Source organism: Pontibacillus chungwhensis (assembly GCF_030166655.1).
Classification (GTDB): domain Bacteria; phylum Bacillota; class Bacilli; order Bacillales; family BH030062; genus Pontibacillus.
In genome coordinates this window covers 1,392,082-1,412,811 of sequence record NZ_CP126446.1, presented here as the reverse complement: position 1 = coordinate 1,412,811, position 20,730 = coordinate 1,392,082, and the positions used below count along the sequence as shown (strand labels likewise).

At 45.9% G+C, this 20,730-nt stretch carries 20 protein-coding genes; 7 read left to right on the top strand and 13 right to left on the bottom strand.

From position 1 onward, the window contains the following. Positions 1–94: 94 nt before the first annotated feature. Together QNI29_RS07305 and QNI29_RS07300 are read right to left on the bottom strand one after the other, a co-directional pair. A complete protein-coding gene (locus QNI29_RS07305; protein ID WP_231415723.1) occupies positions 95–478 on the bottom strand; it encodes a VOC family protein in 384 nt (127 codons plus the stop codon). Positions 479–684: 206 nt separating this feature from the next. After that, the gene (locus QNI29_RS07300; RefSeq protein WP_231415722.1) at positions 685–1,074 is read right to left on the bottom strand and encodes a VOC family protein; all 390 of its coding nucleotides are present in this window, start codon (positions 1,072–1,074) and stop codon (positions 685–687) included. A gap of 244 nt (positions 1,075–1,318) precedes the next feature. Here QNI29_RS07300 and QNI29_RS07295 point away from each other — a divergent pair, with 244 nt between their 5' ends. Continuing rightward, positions 1,319–1,477 (top strand): hypothetical protein, encoded by a 159-nt coding sequence (locus QNI29_RS07295; RefSeq protein WP_231415721.1) that lies wholly within the window; start codon positions 1,319–1,321, stop codon positions 1,475–1,477. A 115-nt stretch (positions 1,478–1,592) separates the two neighbouring features. Here QNI29_RS07295 and murB read toward each other — a convergent pair whose 3' ends face one another. Next, entirely contained in the window at positions 1,593–2,504 is a 912-nt protein-coding gene (murB, locus tag QNI29_RS07290; RefSeq protein ID WP_231415720.1) for a UDP-N-acetylmuramate dehydrogenase, read from the bottom strand. A gap of 653 nt (positions 2,505–3,157) precedes the next feature. On the opposite strand from murB, the gene QNI29_RS07285 reads away from it, so the two are divergent. Next, entirely contained in the window at positions 3,158–3,676 is a 519-nt protein-coding gene (locus QNI29_RS07285; protein WP_231415719.1) for a hypothetical protein, read from the top strand. A gap of 110 nt (positions 3,677–3,786) precedes the next feature. Then, positions 3,787–4,179 carry a hypothetical protein gene (locus QNI29_RS07280; RefSeq protein ID WP_231415718.1) on the top strand — a complete coding sequence of 131 codons (393 nt, stop codon included), beginning with the start codon at positions 3,787–3,789 and terminating at the stop codon, positions 4,177–4,179. A gap of 216 nt (positions 4,180–4,395) precedes the next feature. Here the strand turns inward: QNI29_RS07280 and QNI29_RS07275 are convergent, their stop codons facing one another. The 10 genes from QNI29_RS07275 to hpaI form a co-directional block, all read right to left on the bottom strand. Next, positions 4,396–6,072 (bottom strand): acyl-CoA dehydrogenase family protein, encoded by a 1,677-nt coding sequence (locus tag QNI29_RS07275; protein WP_231415717.1) that lies wholly within the window; start codon positions 6,070–6,072, stop codon positions 4,396–4,398. 2 nt (positions 6,073–6,074) lie between these two features. Further along, a complete protein-coding gene (locus QNI29_RS07270) occupies positions 6,075–7,592 on the bottom strand; it encodes a class I adenylate-forming enzyme family protein (protein WP_231415716.1) in 1,518 nt (505 codons plus the stop codon). A gap of 14 nt (positions 7,593–7,606) precedes the next feature. Then, positions 7,607–7,978, bottom strand: a complete 372-nt coding sequence (locus QNI29_RS07265; RefSeq protein WP_231415715.1) for a MerR family transcriptional regulator — start codon at positions 7,976–7,978, stop codon at positions 7,607–7,609. Between the two features lie 185 nt (positions 7,979–8,163). Further along, entirely contained in the window at positions 8,164–9,756 is a 1,593-nt protein-coding gene (locus QNI29_RS07260; RefSeq protein WP_231415714.1) for a lamin tail domain-containing protein, read from the bottom strand. A 486-nt stretch (positions 9,757–10,242) separates the two neighbouring features. After that, positions 10,243–10,704, bottom strand: coding sequence for a flavin reductase family protein (locus QNI29_RS07255; RefSeq protein ID WP_231415713.1), 462 nt, complete (start codon positions 10,702–10,704; stop codon positions 10,243–10,245). A gap of 10 nt (positions 10,705–10,714) precedes the next feature. Further along, entirely contained in the window at positions 10,715–12,154 is a 1,440-nt protein-coding gene (locus QNI29_RS07250) for an aldehyde dehydrogenase family protein (protein WP_231417534.1), read from the bottom strand. A gap of 309 nt (positions 12,155–12,463) precedes the next feature. Next, a complete protein-coding gene (hpaD, locus tag QNI29_RS07245; protein ID WP_231415712.1) occupies positions 12,464–13,444 on the bottom strand; it encodes a 3,4-dihydroxyphenylacetate 2,3-dioxygenase in 981 nt (326 codons plus the stop codon). A 12-nt stretch (positions 13,445–13,456) separates the two neighbouring features. Beyond that, positions 13,457–14,932, bottom strand: coding sequence for a 4-hydroxyphenylacetate 3-monooxygenase, oxygenase component (gene hpaB / locus QNI29_RS07240; RefSeq protein WP_231415711.1), 1,476 nt, complete (start codon positions 14,930–14,932; stop codon positions 13,457–13,459). A 12-nt stretch (positions 14,933–14,944) separates the two neighbouring features. Continuing rightward, complete coding sequence (hpaE, locus tag QNI29_RS07235; RefSeq protein WP_231417533.1) at positions 14,945–16,438, bottom strand: 5-carboxymethyl-2-hydroxymuconate semialdehyde dehydrogenase; 1,494 nt, start codon at positions 16,436–16,438, stop codon at positions 14,945–14,947. A gap of 78 nt (positions 16,439–16,516) precedes the next feature. Continuing rightward, positions 16,517–17,440, bottom strand: coding sequence for a 2,4-dihydroxyhept-2-ene-1,7-dioic acid aldolase (hpaI, locus tag QNI29_RS07230; protein WP_231415710.1), 924 nt, complete (start codon positions 17,438–17,440; stop codon positions 16,517–16,519). Between the two features lie 147 nt (positions 17,441–17,587). Here hpaI and QNI29_RS07225 point away from each other — a divergent pair, with 147 nt between their 5' ends. From QNI29_RS07225 to QNI29_RS07210, 4 genes are all read left to right on the top strand, one after another. Beyond that, the gene (locus QNI29_RS07225) at positions 17,588–18,484 is read left to right on the top strand and encodes a LysR family transcriptional regulator (protein WP_231415709.1); all 897 of its coding nucleotides are present in this window, start codon (positions 17,588–17,590) and stop codon (positions 18,482–18,484) included. Between the two features lie 75 nt (positions 18,485–18,559). Continuing rightward, positions 18,560–19,336, top strand: a complete 777-nt coding sequence (locus QNI29_RS07220) for a fumarylacetoacetate hydrolase family protein (protein ID WP_231415708.1) — start codon at positions 18,560–18,562, stop codon at positions 19,334–19,336. After that, positions 19,333–20,091, top strand: a complete 759-nt coding sequence (locus tag QNI29_RS07215; RefSeq protein WP_231415707.1) for a fumarylacetoacetate hydrolase family protein — start codon at positions 19,333–19,335, stop codon at positions 20,089–20,091. Before QNI29_RS07220 ends, QNI29_RS07215 begins: the two co-directional genes overlap by 4 nt. A gap of 15 nt (positions 20,092–20,106) precedes the next feature. Further along, entirely contained in the window at positions 20,107–20,484 is a 378-nt protein-coding gene (locus tag QNI29_RS07210; protein ID WP_231415706.1) for a 5-carboxymethyl-2-hydroxymuconate Delta-isomerase, read from the top strand. Positions 20,485–20,730: the final 246 nt, after the last annotated feature.

Here is a 20,730-nt window from a genome sequence, read left to right as displayed (position 1 = left end):
ACCACAATCCTCCTATTTGTTTCTCATTATGTAGGACGATTAAGACGCGTAACATTATACGAAGGTTTTAGCACTTTTTCTTTCAAATGTCCCTTCAGTCTTTCATGGAGGCACTTGTTTCATTTAGCTCCCCAAGCTCGATCCGGTTCCCATCTGGGTCTGTTAACACGGCAATGGTTCCCCAATCAAAAACCAGTCTCTTGTCTTTAAAGGCAGCCCCTCTCTCCTCTAGCTGTCTCACTTCTTTATCTAAATCCTCTACATCAAAGCGAATAACGGTTGGGTTTTGGTGCCTTGCCTTTTCCTGATCATTTCCAGCGCCACCCTTTTCGACCATTAAATATCCATGTGGAAGATCAAAAGATACAAGGGTAGGTTTTACATTTCTTACAGGTAGGTTTAGCGTATCTCGGTAAAAGGAAACGCAAGACTCGTAGTTTTCCGTGAATAGAATCAGTCCAAATTCTTGAAAATTCATAAGGTTTCTACCTCCTTAATTAAAGCTTAATCCAGAAACGCTTCACTACGCTTCCATCTTCTTCAACGTGATCCGTATCCTGTATGCCTCCGTTAAAAGGTTGGAAGTTCGGAACACCTATTACACAATCTTCATGCTAAGCCATGAAAATACAGATATGTTAATCCATTTCCGATTGGTCCTCTAAAAGGTAAATAGTTGAGAAGTTACTTTCCGAGGATGCTGTGAGCACGTTCTTTCTCTTCACTCTTATCCAAGTACTCAAAAAAACCAAGTTGATTTCCCCATGGATCCGAGAACGTGCCCCATTTCACTGGCACTTCAGACCTTGAGTGAATATCAAAACGATCAATATGTAAATGCTCCACAAGCCGATCTCTTTCAGATTCAATGTCTGTAACCCCTAAGCGCAAAGGTCCATTTCCTTCTGTAAGCGTTCCTTCAGCTACTTGCAACCAGCAACCGGGGATCAGCTCCCACTCTGCAAACCCCTCGTGTGGAATAAAATCTGGCTTCTTATTGAGAAGCGTTTCATACCACTCTTGCCCTTCCTTCATATCAGAAACCCGAAACTGTGTCGTCATTTCTAAAATCATTCCCCATCCCTCCACTGTTTGTTAGTCACTCCATTCATCATACCATAATTTAACAGAAAACTTCATTGAGAAGTATGGGTTAAGCTATGTAAAGACTCTCCTTTTGTTAGAACGTCTTTTGATGAAACAGCCACTTAATGACACACTTTGCTTGTCTTCTCCATGTTCAAACCCATAGCTGTGTATACCTTCTGACGTTTCCACGGATAATAAAAGACGAATTCAACTACAGAGGAGGGGTACGATGAAGCCAAATCAACAACCTAAAAAGAATTCGAACTCTACAATGAACAAAGGCGTAAAAGGGACGGATCCTCAGAAAGTGAAACAGGATATTCAGAAGGATTTAGACGCAGGGATTGGAGATATGACATCTCGCGAGGCTGGGTCGATGAGGGATTAAATTTTAGTGGAGCATAATGTCTTCTATGTATTATAAAAACAGGGATGGTGGTCCATCCTTGCCATGCTATATGGTATGAGTCAAAAAAAGGTAAAGAGCCTAAGCTCTTTACCTTTTAATCTTCCCCTATTATCTTCACTTCTGTTTCGAGGTCTACTCCAAACTTTCCTTTAACGGTTTCTTGAACGTGCTTAATTAAGTTGACGTAGTCTGTGGCCGTTCCGCCGCCAACGTTAACCATAAATCCAGCGTGTTTCTTAGAAACCTGAACGCCACCAATTTGAACACCTTGTAATTCACTATCTTGAATGAGTTTTCCAGCAAAATAGCCCGGTGGTCGTTTAAAGACACTGCCACAAGACGGATACTCAAGAGGCTGCTTCGACTCACGTTTGAACGTTAAATCGTCCATCTTTTCCTTAATCACATCATATTCCCCTGGCTCGAGAGCGAATGTGGCTTCTAAGACAAGAAGGTTCTTCTCTGCGATGTTACTTGTTCTGTAACCTAAATCAAGCTCCTCTGCGCGTACAGCAAGAAGTTCTCCTTTGTCCGTCACGACAACGGCACTTTCAAGTACATCGGATACCTCACCGCCATAGGCGCCTGCATTCATATAAAGGGCTCCACCTACTGTCCCAGGAATGCCACAAGCAAACTCTAACCCAGTCAGTGTTTGGTCTAGCGCATATCTTGAGGTATCAATAATCTTCGCGCCTGCTTGAGCTGTAATCTTGTTGCCTGAATGACTGATGTCATCCATCTTACCTAAGAATAGGGTAACCCCTCTGATTCCGCCATCTTTCACGATCATGTTTGACCCATTTCCAAGAATGGTTACGGGTACTTCATTTTCATAACAGTAGGATAGCACGTCGCCTGCTTCTCTGTTACTTTGAGGAGAAACTAAGACGTCTGCTTCTCCGCCTGTATGTGTGAAGGTATACGTTTTTAACGGTTCATCTTTTTTCACGTTGTCCTTCTTTACTAATGTTGATAGATCGTCGTACCACTTTTGTTTAGTCATGTATATTCAATCCTTTATCACCATAATCTGTTTTATCATATGACCCAGCTTTTTCTTTGGTTCATCGTCAAGCCCAAAGGTCCGTTACGATAAAAAGAGCTTGGGCTGTCTTGCGGACCACTCGCTTTCCTGCGGGAAGCTGGGAAGCCTCCTCGTTCGCTTTCGCTCTCTGTGGGGTCTCCCCTAGGCTTCTTCCCCGCGGGAGTCTCGCAGTCCGCCAGCCAGCCCTGACATTATTGAAATGAACGGACCCTTAAACCCTTTTTTCCGTAACGTCCTGAGGTCATATATTTCGTGTTTCCCTACCTATATACAACTGCTAACAGAAAAATATCAATATAAAACTTTTCGAATTATAACTTTAACCACCTATAAGTATAAACCTCATACCTCTTTTATGGAAACTCCTTCAGAAAAAAGCGTCTTAAGGCTTATTTTTGGTTAGAAGATTCTTTATGTACCGCTGATTTTAAGCCTAATCTAAAGAAAGATATTCATTTTTTGAAAGGAGGATGGGTTTTTTAAAAAAGATCTTTTTTTAGCTTACCATATAATGAGGATTCAAGGGAGGGTGCGGGTGGGGTTGTTTATTTTCAATTCGTAAGGCACGTGGTAATATGTTACATATTGAATACATGGATTAGGAGGAGATTATGTTACATCAATCGTTACGCCTTTTGTTTTTATTCATGTCCGTTACGGTCATTCTCCTTTCCGGTTGTAATGAAACGGAGAAAGAAGTAGTTCATCATTATTATATGCCCCTTGATGGGGAGAGTGAGCACTGGGTGTTAAGTGATTTTGAGGTAGTTATGACGCCGGAGGCTTTGAAGGTTGGGAATGGGAAGTTAATGATGAAACAGGTGGAGGAATATGAATCCAGTTCGATGAGTTTTGATACTCACCTTGTTGTGAATGGTGAGGATTCTATTGTTCATTCGGGTGCTGTTTCTGGTAATGGGATTGATATCGCTGAGGAGTCTACAGGAGCTATTGAAGGTGGGCCTGAGCTTACGGATGAGGGGGACCCGATTCGTCTTAAAGATGTGAGTCGTATTTACATGACGGTAAAGTGGCGCGATACGGATAAGAAGGAAACGATGGAAGAGAGAATTGATTTGTACGATCAGGGTTTGAAAGAAGATAGCTTTTTGGATGAGGAAGGGTACTAATCAATAAGGTCCAGATAATCTTTACATAAGTCATGAATACAGTTGAGTTTCACCTCTGAAATGAATATACTTTTTATAAAAGCTAGTATTCTAAATTTTAGGAGGTTTCTATGGTTGGTCATTTAAGAAGACATATTGGAGGGGCTATTCTTAGTTCGGTCTATTTTATTGGGGTTTATTTCTTTTACGGCATGGCTTTGGATGGAGAGCTAGGGATTGTCTTTTCGATTCCTTTTGCGTTTATAGCCACTTTACCGATCTACTTACTGATTGCGAATCCTCTTACGATGTTGTTTACTTACTTATTGAAAAAAGCCACCACGTACTACCTTCCTTTCCTAACGCTCATCATGACCGTGCTCTCATTTCTATTTCAATACTTCTTCATCGCAGCTCCGGATCGATTTTCAGTCGCGGGTAGCGGGTATGTTTTCATTATCCTATGGTGCTTTCTTACTGCTCTTCCTTCCGTTCTTGGGGTTGAGTTTTCGGATGAGCGATAGCTGAAACTTGCCGTTCTACTGACTACCAAGAGGAGTTACGGATAATTACCAAACACATCCTCATGCGTGTAAAACTCCCCTTTTTTATATTCTTTTCTTTCTTTTCTAATAACAGCAAAAACGGACATGATTCAGCCGTTCCTCATGTCCGTTTTCACCTATTCGTTAGTAAAGGATTGATTCGATTATCTAGGGATCACTCCTATCTCACTGTTTTTATTTTACACCTACCTCCGTCTCTTTCCCTTCCACAATCATCTCAAAATAAGCTAACGACTTCCGCTCTAAATCAAGCTCTCCCTTCTTCCAAGTCTTCTGCAAGAACACTTCAGCAATGGCTTTTTTGCGTGGTCCTCCTTTGACTGCATCTTCAAGGGCCACCACGCTCTCGTAGATCGCGGCCATTTTTTCAGCGAGGTGCTTGGCGTAGAACGTTTGCTCTTCTTCACTGAAAGAGGCGAGTTTTGCAATCTCTTGTTCTAGTTCATCCGTCTTCTCATAAATGAGAGACGACAATGGTTGCAGATCCTCTGGTAACGCATCTAAGGAAGCCTTCATTTCTTCCATGAAAAGGGTGTGAACCTGGAATTTCTTTATCAGCTTCAATACCTCAAGGCCAAGAATATTGGCTGTCCCTTCCCAAACGGTTAGCACTTGTGCGTCTCTTAATAAACGAGGCATAACGAAGTCTTCAATATACCCATTTCCACCGTGCATCTCAATGCTTTCATGACAGAAATGAATAGCTTGTTCGGCCGTTTCTTTTTTCAAAATCGCTATAAGCAGGCGTTGTAAGGCAACATCCCGCTTTGAGGCTGATGCTTGATCATTAGAAATCTTGTCAAAAAGGGAAATGAGCTTGAATACACTGCTCGTTTCGACTTCTTGCTTCGCTTTTAACGAAACAAGGGTATCCTGAACCATCGGGAAATCTTTCAGTGCGCTGCCGAATGTAACCCGGTCGTAGGCGTATTGCTTTGCTTCAAGATAGGCTCGCTGCATGATCCCGATCGATGCCACAGCATTACACACCCTCGATAGATTGAGAGCTTCCATCATGTAGTAGATGCCGCGCTCTGATTCTCCAACGAGATAAGCCTTTGCACCGTCAAACTCCACCTCTGCAGACGGAACTGCCCGGACACCGAGTTTATCTTTTAACCGACGAATGGATATCCCTTCTGCCGTATGGGATCCATCCTTCCAGGGGACAAGGAACAAACTCAATCCCCGGGAACCGCCTCCGGCTCCTTCGATCCTCGCAAGGACCATCGCTACCCCGCACATCCCCGCGTTACTGGCAAAATACTTCTCTCCATAAAGGCGATAGGAATCACCATCCGGAATAGCTTTTGTCTCATTCGCTCCGACATCTGAGCCGCCTTGCCGTTCAGTTAGAAACGTTGCACCTTCATACAACTCTACGTCCCCAGTAGCTAAGACGTGAGGCAAGTACGTTTCTTTTAACGCATCATTGGCGTAATGATCGATTAAGTAGGCGGTCGCCATCGTTAACGTCACCGGGCAGTAGAACCCAGGTTCTGTATGGGAAAGAAGATAGCCTTGGGCATAGGAATAAATATAATCTCCCTTTCGTCCAAGCTCAGGGATCGGCTTATGCACATACCCGACAATTCCTCTATCATACGTTTGCTGAAGGGTCTTTTTATACCCATCATTCACCCACACATAGGAAATGTCGTTGCCCATTTTGTCGTACTTGATTAGCTTCGGCTGCCCTTCCCGGTCGGTGTGAGCAGCGCGCTCATCGATTTCAGACGCACATAACTCTCCGTACTCATCAAGCTCCCGCTTTGCCCATTCTGCAAAATCATCGTCTAGATACTGGTCTAAAATAAAGGACAGATTCGGATCTTCACGAAAATAATTCATTCTTATACCTCCTTCATTTCAGAGTGTCGCAGCTGATGCTTCAACAATTTACCCGTCGCATTTCTTGGGAGTGACCCCAACACTTCATAGACTCTAGGAATTTTATAATCGGCTATTTTCCCTTTCAGGAACGAGGACAGTTCTTCTGATAAAAGCTCTTCAACATTTTGCGGAACGACAAACGCCTTCACCGTCTCTCCCCAGTCGGGATGCGGGATGCCGACGACAGCCACATCAGCAATCGAAGGATGGGACAAGAGCGCTTCTTCAATTTCTTTTGGGAAAATGTTTACGCCTCCTGAAATGATGAGGTCTTTCTTCCGATCGATCACCCAAAAGAAACCATCCTGATCCCGCTTTCCGACATCTCCCGTATACAGCCAGCCATCCTTTAGAACTTCTTGGGTCTTTATAGGGTCTTTGTAGTAGCCCTTCATCACCCCTTCTCCTCTAAGGACAATCTCGCCTATTTGACCAGGTGGAACGGGATCTCCGTTTTCATCGACAATGTCAATTTCACTATTTAAAGCTGGACGTCTGCCAATACTTCCAGCTTTCCCGTCGTGTTCCTCTGGTAAGAGAAGCGTACCGTTTGGACCGGCTTCTGTGAGTCCATACACACACATGAGGCGTTCTGTCTGAAACTGTTCTTTCACAAACTTCACTTCTTCTGTCCCAAGCGGTGCACCGCCGTAGACCCAGTATTGCATGGTGCTTAAGTCATATTCTTTTACACTTTTATGTTTGGCGGTTAACAAATAGGCAACGGGCGCGCCGAAGAAATGCGTGACGTGTTCTTTTGAAACAAGCTCAAGGAGTAGTTCTGGGGTGAAGGTTGGTGCTAGGATATGAGTGCCACCAACGTACGTCGTGGACATCATAAATAAGTGAAGTGGGGCAGAGTGGCTAAGTGGCATCATATGGAGCACGCGGCTTCCGGGCTCCATTTTCATCTCAATCGCCATCATCGTGGCAACGGTTTGAATATTACGGTTCGTAAACAATACCCCTTTAGGCTTTCCTGTGGTGCCTGATGTATAAAGGAGTGCAACCTCGTCATCTTCTGTTGTCGTCGAAGCACGAGGTGTATCAGGAGAGGCTTTGATCAGCGCATCGAGTGAGCGCCATCCGTCATCAGCGCCTCCAGTTTTGACACAAAGCAAGTCCGAATCAGCGAGCGGTGCGACTTGAGGGAATAATAAGTCATGGGTGAAGAACGCCTTCGCATCACTATGCTCGACGATATAAAGAATTTCATCATACACAAGCTTCGCGTTAATGGGAACGATTATGGCATCAAGTCGCTGCGTGGCGAAATACGTATACAGAAATTCTTCAGTGTTCGGCATATGGAGAATAACCTTGTCCCCTTTGCCTACACCCAATGAAGCCAGTCCATTGGCTAATCGGTTCACCGTCTGATCCCATTCCTCGTACGTCACTCGTTTCCCATTTGAGACAATCGCTTCGTGGTGAGGGCTTCTACGTGCTTGCATGGCTAACAGCTGTGATCCATTCATTTCGTATCCTCCTTTTAATTGTGTAACTTCCTACGAAACTGATCCAACATCCCTTCCATTTCACAACGCATGTCCGTTAACTCTTCGATTCGCTCGGTCACCTCCCTGATCTTCTCCTCTCCATATTGAATCGTCCGCTCCAGTTGCCTGGCTCCGGACGGATCCTGATCAAACAGCTGGACCATCTCTCGAATTTCCTCGAGTTTAAATCCAAACTTCTTCCCGCGAAAAATAAGCACAAGACGGGTCTTCTCTTTCTTCCCATAAACCCGCTGACCCGATTCAGTTCTCTCCGGCTCAAGCATCCCAAGCTGTTCATAGTACCTGATGGTTCGCGTACTCACGCCAAATGTGTTCGCTAGCTCAGAAATGGTGTACGTTGTCACAATCTCACCCTCATTTGTCTAAACTTTCTGATTGTTTATAGTTTACCATTTACGTTAACGTCAACTTCAATTCCTTTTTTTGTGGGGAAATATTTTTAATGAAGAGAAATTTCTTATCAAATCGATGTAACTTTCTTTTGCCATATAAAAAAGACCTGAAGCAAATAGGCTTCAGGTCTCGCAATCTATTTTGTATACATTTCAGATGGCAGGATGACAACTTTAGCATTCCCGATCGATACGCGCATGCCTTCTACGCTTTCAAGCTGCCTCATAAGTCCATTCATATCGTCCATAGCTAGTTCTTCTAATTCTTCTTTCCCCATGGTATCTTTCCCAAACTGAAGAGCTTCAGGTAATGGGTTATCTTGAGATACGATTTTCACATCGGAGTTTCCGATTTGGGTCATTGTCTGAGTTCGTTTCATTTGCACTCGTTCCACTTTTGATTCCTGAACAGTGCCATTAACGTACACTTGATCTCCAACGGAGACATTAACGGACGACTCAACATAAAGCCCTTCTGATGTAATTTCGTTCCGGTCCTTCTCCCCCTCCATATAGAAGCCTTTTCCATCGAGGTACGTAACGATTCCACTAATCGCTTCAACTTCCTTACCTTCATACGGAGAAGTCATTTCCTCTCCTTGAACATCGTGAATAAAGAGGTGACGCTCAACATCTTCTGCTTTGTCGATATAAAGGGTTTGGTAGTCACCGTTATTTCTATAAATAGCTGTTACATCCACACGTTCTCCAGCTTCTAGTTCCGGAAGTGCTGAATCCCCGTTAACGGGAATGGTAGAGCCGGATGCATCGTTAAGGATGGTCCGATCATATTCATCTTTTTCACCCACCGTCAGATTATACAAATGAACACGTTCCCCGGCTAATGAGGGAGAGAGTTTATCAAAATTATAAATCGCTGCAGGTTCCGGAAGTGGGTTGTCCTTTGATTCAATGGAAGACGTGTAGTTGTAAATATTCGGATACCCATAACTATCTATTCTTCCTTCTACTCGCACATAATCTCCTACCGACACATCATAACCGCCCAGTTGACCTTCTAGTAAAATACCACCCGTCTTATCTTGAATAAACGTCATCCCATTGGTGGTCGTAATGACTCCTTCAATTGTCACCAGGTTATAATACCCTTCTTCTCTCGCTTGTTCAATCGTATCTTCAGCCGGTGCGTCTTCTGCTATTACGTGATGGCGACCTAGATTATCATAATAGTTGTACCAATAAGGCACCCATTCTGCTGATAGGTCAAATGCATCGGTCGGGTCCGTATCACCTTTTAAAATGGTCCGATCCCGGTAAACGTGTTTCGTATCCCACCCCTGTTCATTTCCGATCTGACCAAAACTATCGACCACTTCATCCCCATGCTTTAACACGAATGTATCATTCCCATCATGAGTTAACACTTCAGAAGTGTAGAGCGCATTACGCGCCACCTCTCCGTCGCTTGGGTTGGCAATCGCTGCTGCTCGTCCATCTTCTAGCGTATCGTCAAGAGGAATCACATCCGTCGCCACTTCGCTGCCATCCTTATAAATCTCAAGGGAATAGTCCCCTAGATCAACATCGCTTCCTGTTCCATTAAATAATTCAATCGCTTTAGCATTCCCATCCCCATTTAAGTATTCCGAGATTAAAAGATCTTCTGTATGTACTTCTTCCGCCGATACGATTTGCTGTGGCACGGATGCAAACACGCTTCCTAATAAAACCGTTGCTGTCATAATTGGAGCAAGCTTTTTACGCTTCATCACCATTTCCTCCCTCTCATCAATTGACTATATATCCAGAATTTTCTTTAATACAACCATTGTAAATAGATTATCTTTCAGATGAATATAGTCCTTTCTAGGGAGGTGGCTTAATGGTAGGGATTGGAAAGGAGAATTAGAGGCTAAAGGCTTAAGTATTGTAGAATTCATCAAAATGATACGGATGTAACGTGCCAAACGATAGGGATGAATCTAGTAAAGTCACTAAGGAGGAGTAAGGATTAATACTTTGGTCGCAGCTATCTCTACTGCCTATATGGTGTTTTTTTAGCCTAGTAGAGCAAGGAGGGGTGGGGAAAATGCGAGACTCCCGCGGAAAAACGGGCTTCCGAGATCCCACAGAGAGCGCAGCGAACGAGGAAGCTCGGGAGTTCGTCCGCAGGAAAGGGAGTTTTTTCCCCACCCCTCCATCCTCTCATCAACAGTAAAAAAACACGCCACGTAACGTGGCGTGTTTCACCGTCTTTATTCACTAATCTTGCAATACTTTCCTTGATAATACCCTAGTGGAACCCCGTCCTTAACACTTAGGTTCTTCACTTCACCGATATAAATCGTGTGGTCACCTGCTTCGTGGCTACCATAAAGGCTACAAGCGATGTTTACGATAGAGTCTTTAATCGCCGGCTGTTCTTCAAAGCGGTCAAACGTAAGCTCCCATTTTTCTTTTACCATGCCAGCGAAGTAGTTCGACATATCTTCTTGTTCATTTGATAAGATATTTACAACAAACTGGCCTGATTCTTTAATATATTCGTGCATTCTAGCTTTCTTCGCGACAGATACAGCGATTAATTTCGGTTCCATGGAAACAGACATAAACGCGTTAGCTGTCATGCCACGCACTTCGTTATCCGTTTCTGTCGTTACAACCGTAACCCCTGTTGCGAATTTACTCATTGCGGTTTTAAACATGCGATCGTCCATATACAACACCTCATTTGTTTTTATTAATAATGATAAGTTTCATCTCTGTCATTTCGTCAATTGAGTAGCGAATTCCTTCCCGTCCGGTACCACTTTCTTTCACTCCGCCATACGGCATATGATCCACCCGGTAAGTTGGAATGTCATTAATCAGGACTCCCCCAACTTGAAGTTGATCTGCTGCCTCAAAGGCGTGGCCGATATTTGGAGTGAATATACCGGCTTGCAGGCCGTAACGAGAATCATTCACTGCTTCAATCCCTTCTTCTATGGATTGAATCCGGTTAATCACAACGACTGGAGCGAACACCTCTTTACATGAAACCTTCATCGTTCGACTGGCATTCGTGATCACCGTTGGACGCATGACATTCCCTTCTATCATACCACCTGTTTCAAGTACCGCTCCACCTTCAATTGCTTCTTCGACCCATGATAAGGCTCGTTCTGTATCTTCTTTCGTGATAAGAGAGGAAACATCCGTCTCTGGATCAAGAGGATCTCCCGTCTTCAACTTCTCTGTTTCTGCAACAAAAGCGCGAAGGAAAGCTTGATAGACGGCATCGTGAACATAAATCCGTTGCAGGGATATACAAACCTGCCCCTGATAAGCAAAAGCTCCTGTAACGGCACGCTTTGCAACTTCTGCAAGATCCACACCTTCGTCTACAATAAGCGCTGCATTTGAACCAAGTTCAAGCGTCACCCGCTTCAGTCCTGCCTGGTTCCGGATCCCTACACCCGTTTCAGCACTTCCCGTAAACGTAATCATCTTCACTCTAGAATCCTTCACAAGACGGTCACCTACAACGCGACCACTACCTGTTACCACATTGCAAGCACCCTTAGGTAGTCCTGCTTCTTCTAAAAGCTCAGCCAAGAAAAACGCAGAAAGAGGAGTACCAGACGCTGGCTTCAGCACAACCGCATTACCAGCAGCAATAGCCGGCCCGATTTTATGAGCTACAAGATTCATAGGAAAATTAAATGGTGTAATCGCCCCAATTACTCCAAGAGGCTCTCTTACCGTATAACCCACCCGATTCTCCCCGCCAGGCGCTGCATCCATAGGAATGGTCTCTCCGTACCGATTGCGCGCTTCCATCGCCGCAAATGTATACGTCTGAACCGTCCGTTTCACTTCAACCCGAGCTGCCTTAATCGGCTTCGCGGCTTCATTCGCAATGATCATAGCCGCTTCCTCTTGGCGTTCCTCTAGTAAACCAGCAAGACGTTCCAAAATCCCCGCTCTCTCATGAGAAGGCAGAGCGCGCATCAACTGAGCCGCAACCTCCGCCGCCCCAATCGCCCGGTCCACATCCTCCTCTGTTCCTTGAGGAATATCGGCAAGTTTTTTGCCGTTATAAGGAGAAAAAAGGGGCGCATAACGCTCCCCTTCCATCCACTCGCCACCTATATACAACTGTTTCTTCTCAACCGTATTCAACATCCCCACATCCCATTCCCCCTTACGTCATTTTCTGTTTCCGTTAACTTTAGCATGAGCGTAAGGTGGGCCGGGAAACGGAAACCTTCAATATATGGTAGATAGTGCCTTTTGATTCTATAGTGGTCCGTTCACTTCCTTTAGGCCAGGGCTGGCTGGGGGACTGCGAGACTCCCGCGGGGTAAGGAGCCTAGGGGAGACCCCGGAGATCGCGTAGCGATTGAGGAGGCTTCCCAGCTCCCCGCAGGAAAGCGAGTTGTCCCCCAGCCAGCCCAAGCACTATTAAGGCAACGGACCCACTCTAGATAAAGCCTAGATTATGAAGGTTGGTTTCTTTTTCTTCAGGGTGGGCTCTTGGAGTGGGAGCGTCTTACCTGTGTAGACGTTCTGCACCAGAGAAGCCTCATTAAACCAACGATCAGGCGCTTCGTGCCCCCAGAACGTCTGCCGCATTGGATCATTAATATCCCAGCGAATTGGCTTAAAGTCCGGGTCACTTGTTAAATAATCTCCATTGTACAACTCAATCCGGTGACCATCAGGATCCCTCAAATATAGGAAGAAAGCATTCGACAATCCGTGTCGTCCAGGTCCTCGTTCGATGCTGTCGACGTATCCCATGGAAGCGAGCACGTCACAGGCATGAATCAGACTTAGCTGATCACTAAGCCAGAACCCGATGTGATGAAGACGTGGGCCGTCGCCGTTCATGAAGGCAACGTCATGCACACTTGGTTTACGGTGCAGCCAAGCGGCCCAGATCGCTTCGTCATCTGAAGAGGTGTACTCCGAGCACTTAAAGCCAAGCTCTTCTGTATAGAAGTCATAGGCTTTTTGTACATCTGACACCATACAGTTAAAGTGATCGATGCGCTGCACACGGGCTCCGCGGTACTGGTCATAGCGCTGGAGCATGCGGTCCACTGTGTCCATTTTAGAGAAGAATTCAACCGGAATCCCGGAAACATCCTGAACACGGAAGGAGCGTCCGATTGCTTTTTGAGCGCCTGCTTCCACCCACTTGACCTTGTAGCCTTTCCTGTCAAACAAGCTTGCCAGCTGGTCGAGGTCAGCTTCTGACATCACTTTGTAGCTGATGACTTCAACAGAGGCTTCGTCGCCTTTTTTCAAAAGCAGGCTGTGGTGATTGTGTTCTTCTAGACCTCTGTAGTAAATGTGCTCGTCATCTGATTCTGTCTCGACAAAACCAAGTGCTTCGTAAAAGGTGCGAGAAGCGTCTAAATCTTTCACATGGAGCACGGCACGGGCTGAACGAATAATATTAAACGTCATCAAGAATCCCTCCTATACACTCGTAACATTCGGCTTTTTCGAACCGCTTTTATTAAGGAAATCCTGTACAAAGTCTTTGTACGGATCTTTGTCGTACTGATCGAAATAGGTCATGCCCATCTTAATCGGATCGCCGAAGAAATAGTACTCATAGTGAGCCTGACGTGATCCGAAGGCACTAAGTGTAGCATCCCAGGCTAAACGGAACAGTTGAACACGCTCATAGCCATCAAGGTTCTTCCCTTGCATCGCACGGTTAATAATCGGTCCGATCTCCTCGTGCTGGAAGTCTGCCTCTGTCGGAATTCCCATCAATCCTGATGCGCCGAGGATTCTTAAAATTTCTGTGATACGAGGGTAAACACGCGGGTACCAGTTGCGGGCTGCATTTAACGCTTCAAAGTCTGGCGTCATCGTCCCCCATTTATCCAGTTTTGCATTGTGTTCTGCTTTATAAAGATGGGACTTCATCGTCTCAAGGGTCAGCATCACTTCTGTCCCCTTGTCCTTCACGTGCTGGAACTGATCAATGCCGATCGCATCCATTACCTGCAGGATAATGCCAAGAAGAAATTCTGTTTTCACAACATTCTTCGAGACAACTTGGTGAGACATATGAACCACGGCGCCTGTCTCAGCGAATGTACGGTTACAGATCGACGAGTTCTCACAAACGAATACGCGCTCCCACGGAACGAAAACGTTTTCAAAAGAAACGATCGCGTCTCCTTCTTCAAAGCGTGAGGATAATGGGTGGTCCCACTCGTTTTTGCCGTAATCAAACGACTCACGGCTAATGAATTTCAAGCCTTCTGTGTTATTAGGAACGGCAAATGCTAAGGAATACGGATCATCGAGCTCGCCAGATTTCTTCACAGTCGACGGGAAGACGAGAATTTCGTCTGTGATGCCGCCTTGAGTCGCGAGTAAGCGAATGCCATCGACAATAATGCCGTCTTCACGCTTCTCGACAAGGTGAAGGGCGTTATTGGCATCCTTCTGCTCGTGCTGGGCTTTCGCACGGTTTACCTGCGGATGAATGAGCGTGTGGGTCAGGCTAATATCATTTTCACGGCAGTACTCGTAATAGTTACGGGCATTCTCCGCAAACATCGGATCCGCTTCAGCGAATAAGTCTGAAGCTGTCCCCATTGCCATCACTTCCGCATTCAAGTAATCTGGTGAGCGTCCCATCATGCCACCTGTCGCTTTGGCCCATTCTGTGATCGCTTCACGGCGTTTAATCAGATCCTCAATCGTTTCAGGACGCATGAACGTCATGCCGACCTTATCTCCTGAGGTTGGAGAGGTGTACAGCATTTTATCTGCTTTTTCGTGCTGAAGGTCGTACAAGCCCGCCATCGATTTGACGACGTTTTTGAAAGAAGGATGGGTCGTTGGATCCTCGACCCGTTCCCCTCCGATATAGATATTGTTCTTCGCTTTTTTAATTCGTTCCATATACTGATCGCCTGTTTTAGCTGGCATCGTATCTCCCCCTTATTTCTTTTTCCCAAACTGCGGAATATGATGGTCTCCAAGTGCTACGTGAATGACTTGTTGCTCTGTATAAAATTCAAACGCATAATAGCCACCTTCACGACCAATTCCACTATGCTTCGAACCGCCAAACGGTGTGCGCAGGTCGCGGACGTTTTGTGAATTCACCCAAAGCATGCCAGCATCGACTGCCTGGGCGACGCGGTGTCCTCGCTTAATGTCTTTTGTCCACACATAACCAGCTAGGCCGTAGCGGATATCGTTGGCTTTTTCAATGACTTCTTCTTCGTCCTTAAACGGAATAACCGTCATGACAGGACCGAATATTTCTTCCTGGGCAATCCTCATTTTATTATCTGCTCCTAATAGGAGCGTTGGTGCTACGTAGTTGCCGCTCTTGTAACTTTCAGGAACGGTTCCGCTGTAGACGTCACAGCCTTCTTCTTTCGCGATATCAAGGTAACTTAAGACCCTGTTGTAGTGCGTCTTATGAGCCAGTGGACCGATCTGGGTTCCCTCATCAAGAGGATCGCCGACGATAATGTTGTCGACTCGTTCTTTCAGAGCTGCGACGAACTTATCATAGATCGCTTCATGGATAAAAAGTCGTGAGTTCGCAGTACAACGCTCTCCATTAAAGGAGAAAATGCCCCACGTACATGCATCTAAGGCTCGGTCAAAATCGGCATCATCAAAAACAATAATTGGCGACTTCCCGCCAAGCTCCATGGAAAAGCGCTTAAGCGTATCGGCGCCGTTTCGCATAATTTCAGATCCTGTCGTCGTTTCCCCTGTAAAAGAAATAAGTTGCACATCCGGGTGAGCGACGAGTGACGCGCCTGCTGTTTCCCCGAATCCGTGCACAACATTGAACACGCCATCTGGCAGTCCAGCCTGGTCAATGATCTCCGCTAATCGGTTTGCCGTAAGCGGTGACCACTCAGCAGGTTTTAAGATGACGGTGTTCCCTGTCGCGAGTGCCGGAGCAATCTTCCACGTTTCAAGCATGAACGGCGCATTCCAGGGCGTAATGAGCCCGGCGACACCGACTGGCTTGTGAATGGTATAGTTCAAGAATTCATCGTCAACGGGATACGCATCTCCCACAAGGCGAGCGGATACCATTTCAGCATAAAACCGGAAGTTCTGAGCAGCACGAGCAACCATCTTCTTCGTCTGGCTGATCGGAAGCCCTGTATCATAAGACTCAAGCGGGGCAATCTCATGAATATGCTCATCAATCAAGTCGGCAATCTTGTAAATGTAGGCCAGACGCTCTTTCACTTTCATCTGACCCCATTCCCCTTTAAACGCCGCCTTCGCAGCTCTTACCGCTTCATCGATATCGGCCGTATCCCCTTCTGCCACCTGGTTGATCGTTTCGTTTGTAAAGGGATTCAAATTCTCAAATGCTTTCCCACTCGTCGCCTCAACGAACGAACCATTGATATATAACTTCACATCCTGAACGTTTTCCAGGATGTCTTTTACCATTTCTGTTTTGTCCTGCAACTGATTACTCAACGTTTAGACCTCCTTTTTGTAAACGCTTTCTTAACCTAGTAAAAATTTTTACTTTAACCCAATTCCATCAGCGATCTCGACATAGTCAGCCAATACGGAACGAATCTCATCCTGAAGGGTTCCTGTTGGCAGGTCCATCGGCAGACGAAGATCAGGATTGATTTTGCCCATCATTCCAAGTGCTGCTTTCAGTGGAGCCGGGTTCGTATCTTTAAAGAGAACATCATTTAACGGCATCAGATCATAGTGAAGATCCTGCGCTCGTTTCACATCCCCTTCTACCCACGCATCATAGATTTCAGCGACTTTATCCGGTACAACATTCGCCGTCGCGCTAATATGGCCAGCTCCCCCTATCGCAAGCATCGGGTAGCAAAGCAGTTCAATACCTGAATACAGAAGGAAATCACGACCGCAGTTCAGTAAAACACGGTTAATATGCTCAAAGTCTTTATTTGATTCTTTCACTCCGATAATGTTCTCACAGTCACGGCTAAGCTTCGCAAGGGTTTCAACATGCAAGTTCGTCGCCGTACGTCCAGGAATGTTGTACACGATAATCGGAATATCCACAGCGTCTGCAACCGTCTTAAAATGTTTATAAAGCGCATGCTGAGAAGGCTTATTGTAATAAGGAACAATAACGAGCGCGGCATCCGCTCCAATCTCTTGAGCTTTCTTCGTCAGATACATCGTCTCCTGGTGATTCGTTGATCCTGTCCCGGGCACAAATGGCACTCGCCCGTTAATGGCTGTATGTGCTTCTTTCATCACATCTACTCGTTCTTCCACCGTCAATGAACTCGGCTCCCCTGTCGTTCCCGTAACCGAAATTCCGTGCGTCCCACTTGCAATATGCCAGTGAATGAGCTTCCTGAATGCTTCAAAATCAATTGAATGATCTTTCTTAAAAGGAGTGACAATCGGCGCGATTGACCCTCTTAGTCGCTGTTTCGCTTCTTGAATATTCATGAAAAAACTCCTCTCTTGCTCCGAAAAAGATTTATATTTTTCTGAAATATTTGTCATTTTAACGATAGCATGTGCTACGATAGATTTAAAATATCTAAAAAGTCTAACTTTCATAGGGAAAAAATATAGCGAATAGGAGTTGGAACGATGGACATTCGTCAGCTGCGCTACTTTTATGTCATCGCCCAGGAACGACAGATTACCCGTGCGGCCAAACGTCTTCATATTGCTCAGCCTCCACTGAGCCAGCAGTTAAAACAATTGGAAGCTGAGCTTGAAGTGAGTCTTGTCGAGCGAAACGGCCGAACCCTTGAACTAACAGAGGCTGGACGCGTGCTGTATCAACGAGCCGAAAAAATTCTCCACGAAATGGACGACCTTGTCACAGAAGTGAAAGAAACCGGTGAAGGCATTCGAGGAACCCTTTCACTCGGATCTGTGAAATCATGTTTCTCCTACCTCCCGCCAAGATTAAAAACCTTCCGTGACGAACACCCCAAGCTCCGTTACAAGCTCCAGGAAGGAGACACATCATTCTTATCTGACAGTTTACGAAACCGGGAAATTGAGCTTGCCATCGTTCGGCTTCCTGTCGATAGTGAGGATTTCTCTATTCTTCACCTGCCTCCTGAACCTTACGTCCTGGTCGTTCCAGAGAGCTGGTCCCACTTTGCACCTGGAGTGGAAAGTGTCTCGATGGGCGCTTTAGAAGAGCTCCCCCTCCTTTTGCTACATAGGTTGAGTGGAATTGGCCAATACGAGATCATATTAGAAGAATGCCGGCACCACGGATTCGAGGCAGACGTAATCTGCGAATGCCCCGATGTCACGATGCTCCTTTCCCTCGTATCTTCAGGGGTTGGAGCAACCATCGTGCCGGAAGCTTCGCTGAAAGATCGATACGATCCCGGCATCCGCGTGATCGGCATTCATGATGCGACCATTCAGGCAGAACCAGCGATTGTATGGATGAAAGATCGGTTCCTATCTGTCGCTGCCAGAAAGTTTATTGAACAATTTGAACCGGTAAAAAATCTTCAGTAGAAAAGATTTGAATTTTTAGAATCTTTATGTTTATGATAGACGTGATTCGAATCTGGTTTAGAGGAGGAAATCCTGATGAAGAAAGCAATGGTTCAGTTAAGCGGTGTTCCGCAGGCTAAAGAAATGATGGTTGACCCTGCAAAAGGAACGCTCTCTGACGGAGAGGAAGCCCTGCGTTTAGACTTCCCTCTATCTGGAAATGTGTACGGGACAGCGATGAACTACAAAGGGAATCTAGATGAGTTTGGCCTATCCCTCCACGAAGATCCATACAAAAAACCACCAGAAGCACCGGTCTTATATATGAAGCCTCGTAATACATTTACAGGCCCAGAAACAAACATCGCCATACCAGATGGTGAAACAGAAGTCGAAATTGGAGCGAGCCTTGCGATTGTGTTCGGCCGTACCACGAGTAAAGTACAAGAGAAAAATGCACTCGATTATGTAAGCGGATACACAATTGTAAACGATATTTCGATTCCACACGAAAGCATTCATCGCCCTGCTATAAAAGAGAAATCAAGAGATGGCTTCTGTGCAGCAGGCCCCTGGATTGTATCGAAAGATGACGTCATAAACCCAGATGACCTCGGCATTCGGATTTATGTAAACGGCGCCCTACGTCAGGAACACTCTACATCTGAATTGGTCCGCCCTGTCGGTAAATTGATTGCGGACGTGTCCTCCTTTATGACTTTCTCTAAAGGGGATGTATTACTAGTCGGCCTTCCACCCGGCGCCCCTCGCGTTCAATCCGGGGATGAGGTGCGCATTCAAATTGATGAGATCGGCGCACTGACGAATCATTTTGTTTCTGAGCATTCGTATGTAAAGGAGGGCAATCGATGAAGAAAGCACGTGTAAGCTATAAAGGAAATGTATGTGAGGCAGTCGTAGAAGGCGATCAACTCGTTTTAGAAACCGGTCAAACAGCACAAGAGTCAGAAGTGGTCTGGCTCCCACCAGTTGATGCCGGAACGATCTTCGCCCTTGGCCTAAATTTCGCCGATCACGCGTCAGAACTCGCTTTTAACGCCCCAGACGAACCACTTGTTTTCTTAAAAGGACCCAATACACTCGTCGGTCACCAAGGGGAAACCCCTCGCCCGACTGACGTGACCCACATGCACTACGAGTGTGAACTGGCTGTCGTCATCGGACGGCAAGGGAAGCATATTACGAAAGAAGAAGCGTACGATTATGTCGCTGGCTATACCATCGCAAACGACTACGCCTTCCGCGATTATTTGGAAAATTACTATCGTCCTAACTTCCGGGTCAAAAACCGGGACAACTGTACGCCAATCGGGCCATGGATCGTCGACCGAGATGATATCGGTGACCCTATGAACCTCGCCCTTCGCACGTATGTGAATGGAGAGCTCGAGCAAGTCGGCAGCACAAAAGATATGATCTTCTCCGTCCCTTATTTAATTGAGTATTTAAGCAGCTTCATGACCTTAAATGAAGGAGACATCATTCTAACAGGCACGCCTAAAGGCCCGACGAAGGTCAATGTTGGCGATAAAGTCGTCACTGAAATTGAAGGCATCGGACGCTTAACCAATACGATTATCGAAGAGCATCCTGCTCCCGTATCCTAAAGGAGGAATGACCCATTGCCTCATATCATAGTGGAATACACCGATAACTTAGCCGATCTAAACTTCCGTTCCTTGCTGAAATCACTAAATCACGTCCTCGTAGAAAGCGACCATTTCCCAACGGGCGGGATCCGCTCAAGAGCTGTGAAGCTAACCGACTATGTGGTCGCCGACGGAACGGAAGATGACGCCTTCGTCCATATTGAGCTAAAAGTAGGCGCCGGACGAAGTGAAGAAGTATTGAAAGCAACGAGCGAGTCCCTATTTGAAGCCGCCAAAACCTTCTTGGACGACTGCTTCAAAGACCGCTACCTCGCTCTTTCCTTAGAAGTGACCGAGTTTCGCTTCCCTACTCAGAAAAAGAACAATATTCATAACCGGTATACAGGCTGAGTGCATCAGCCTGTTTTTTTGTGGGTTTGGAAGTTGGGGTTGTGGGCGGTTTTAGTGTGGTGGAGTGGGTGGGCTTGAGCCAGTTTTCGCTAGCTTGAGCCGCTACCTCGGACTCGAGCCGCTTTTCGCCAGCTTGAGTCGGGTCGTTCGCTTCTCGTGTCGCTTTTCTTGTACTCGAGTCAGTTCGTTCTTTACTTGAGCTTATTTTTTTGATGAGTGAGTCAATTTTCTCTTTTCTTGAGCCAG

Coding starts and splice junctions, on each gene's coding strand:
- QNI29_RS07280 (WP_231415718.1), top strand. CDS start 3,787: ATGGTTGGTCATTTAAGAAGACATATTGGAGGGGCTATTCTTAGTTCG.
- QNI29_RS07305 (WP_231415723.1), bottom strand. CDS start 478: ATGAATTTTCAAGAATTTGGACTGATTCTATTCACGGAAAACTACGAG.
- hpaB (WP_231415711.1), bottom strand. CDS start 14,932: ATGCCAGCTAAAACAGGCGATCAGTATATGGAACGAATTAAAAAAGCG.
- QNI29_RS07250 (WP_231417534.1), bottom strand. CDS start 12,154: ATGTTGAATACGGTTGAGAAGAAACAGTTGTATATAGGTGGCGAGTGG.
- hpaI (WP_231415710.1), bottom strand. CDS start 17,440: ATGAATATTCAAGAAGCGAAACAGCGACTAAGAGGGTCAATCGCGCCG.
- hpaE (WP_231417533.1), bottom strand. CDS start 16,438: ATGGTAAAAGACATCCTGGAAAACGTTCAGGATGTGAAGTTATATATC.
- QNI29_RS07215 (WP_231415707.1), top strand. CDS start 19,333: ATGAAGAAAGCACGTGTAAGCTATAAAGGAAATGTATGTGAGGCAGTC.
- QNI29_RS07220 (WP_231415708.1), top strand. CDS start 18,560: ATGAAGAAAGCAATGGTTCAGTTAAGCGGTGTTCCGCAGGCTAAAGAA.
- QNI29_RS07225 (WP_231415709.1), top strand. CDS start 17,588: ATGGACATTCGTCAGCTGCGCTACTTTTATGTCATCGCCCAGGAACGA.
- QNI29_RS07285 (WP_231415719.1), top strand. CDS start 3,158: ATGTTACATCAATCGTTACGCCTTTTGTTTTTATTCATGTCCGTTACG.
- QNI29_RS07255 (WP_231415713.1), bottom strand. CDS start 10,704: ATGGACGATCGCATGTTTAAAACCGCAATGAGTAAATTCGCAACAGGG.
- murB (WP_231415720.1), bottom strand. CDS start 2,504: ATGACTAAACAAAAGTGGTACGACGATCTATCAACATTAGTAAAGAAG.
- QNI29_RS07295 (WP_231415721.1), top strand. CDS start 1,319: ATGAAGCCAAATCAACAACCTAAAAAGAATTCGAACTCTACAATGAAC.
- QNI29_RS07260 (WP_231415714.1), bottom strand. CDS start 9,756: ATGAAGCGTAAAAAGCTTGCTCCAATTATGACAGCAACGGTTTTATTA.
- QNI29_RS07300 (WP_231415722.1), bottom strand. CDS start 1,074: ATGATTTTAGAAATGACGACACAGTTTCGGGTTTCTGATATGAAGGAA.
- hpaD (WP_231415712.1), bottom strand. CDS start 13,444: ATGACGTTTAATATTATTCGTTCAGCCCGTGCCGTGCTCCATGTGAAA.
- QNI29_RS07270 (WP_231415716.1), bottom strand. CDS start 7,592: ATGAATGGATCACAGCTGTTAGCCATGCAAGCACGTAGAAGCCCTCAC.
- QNI29_RS07275 (WP_231415717.1), bottom strand. CDS start 6,072: ATGAATTATTTTCGTGAAGATCCGAATCTGTCCTTTATTTTAGACCAG.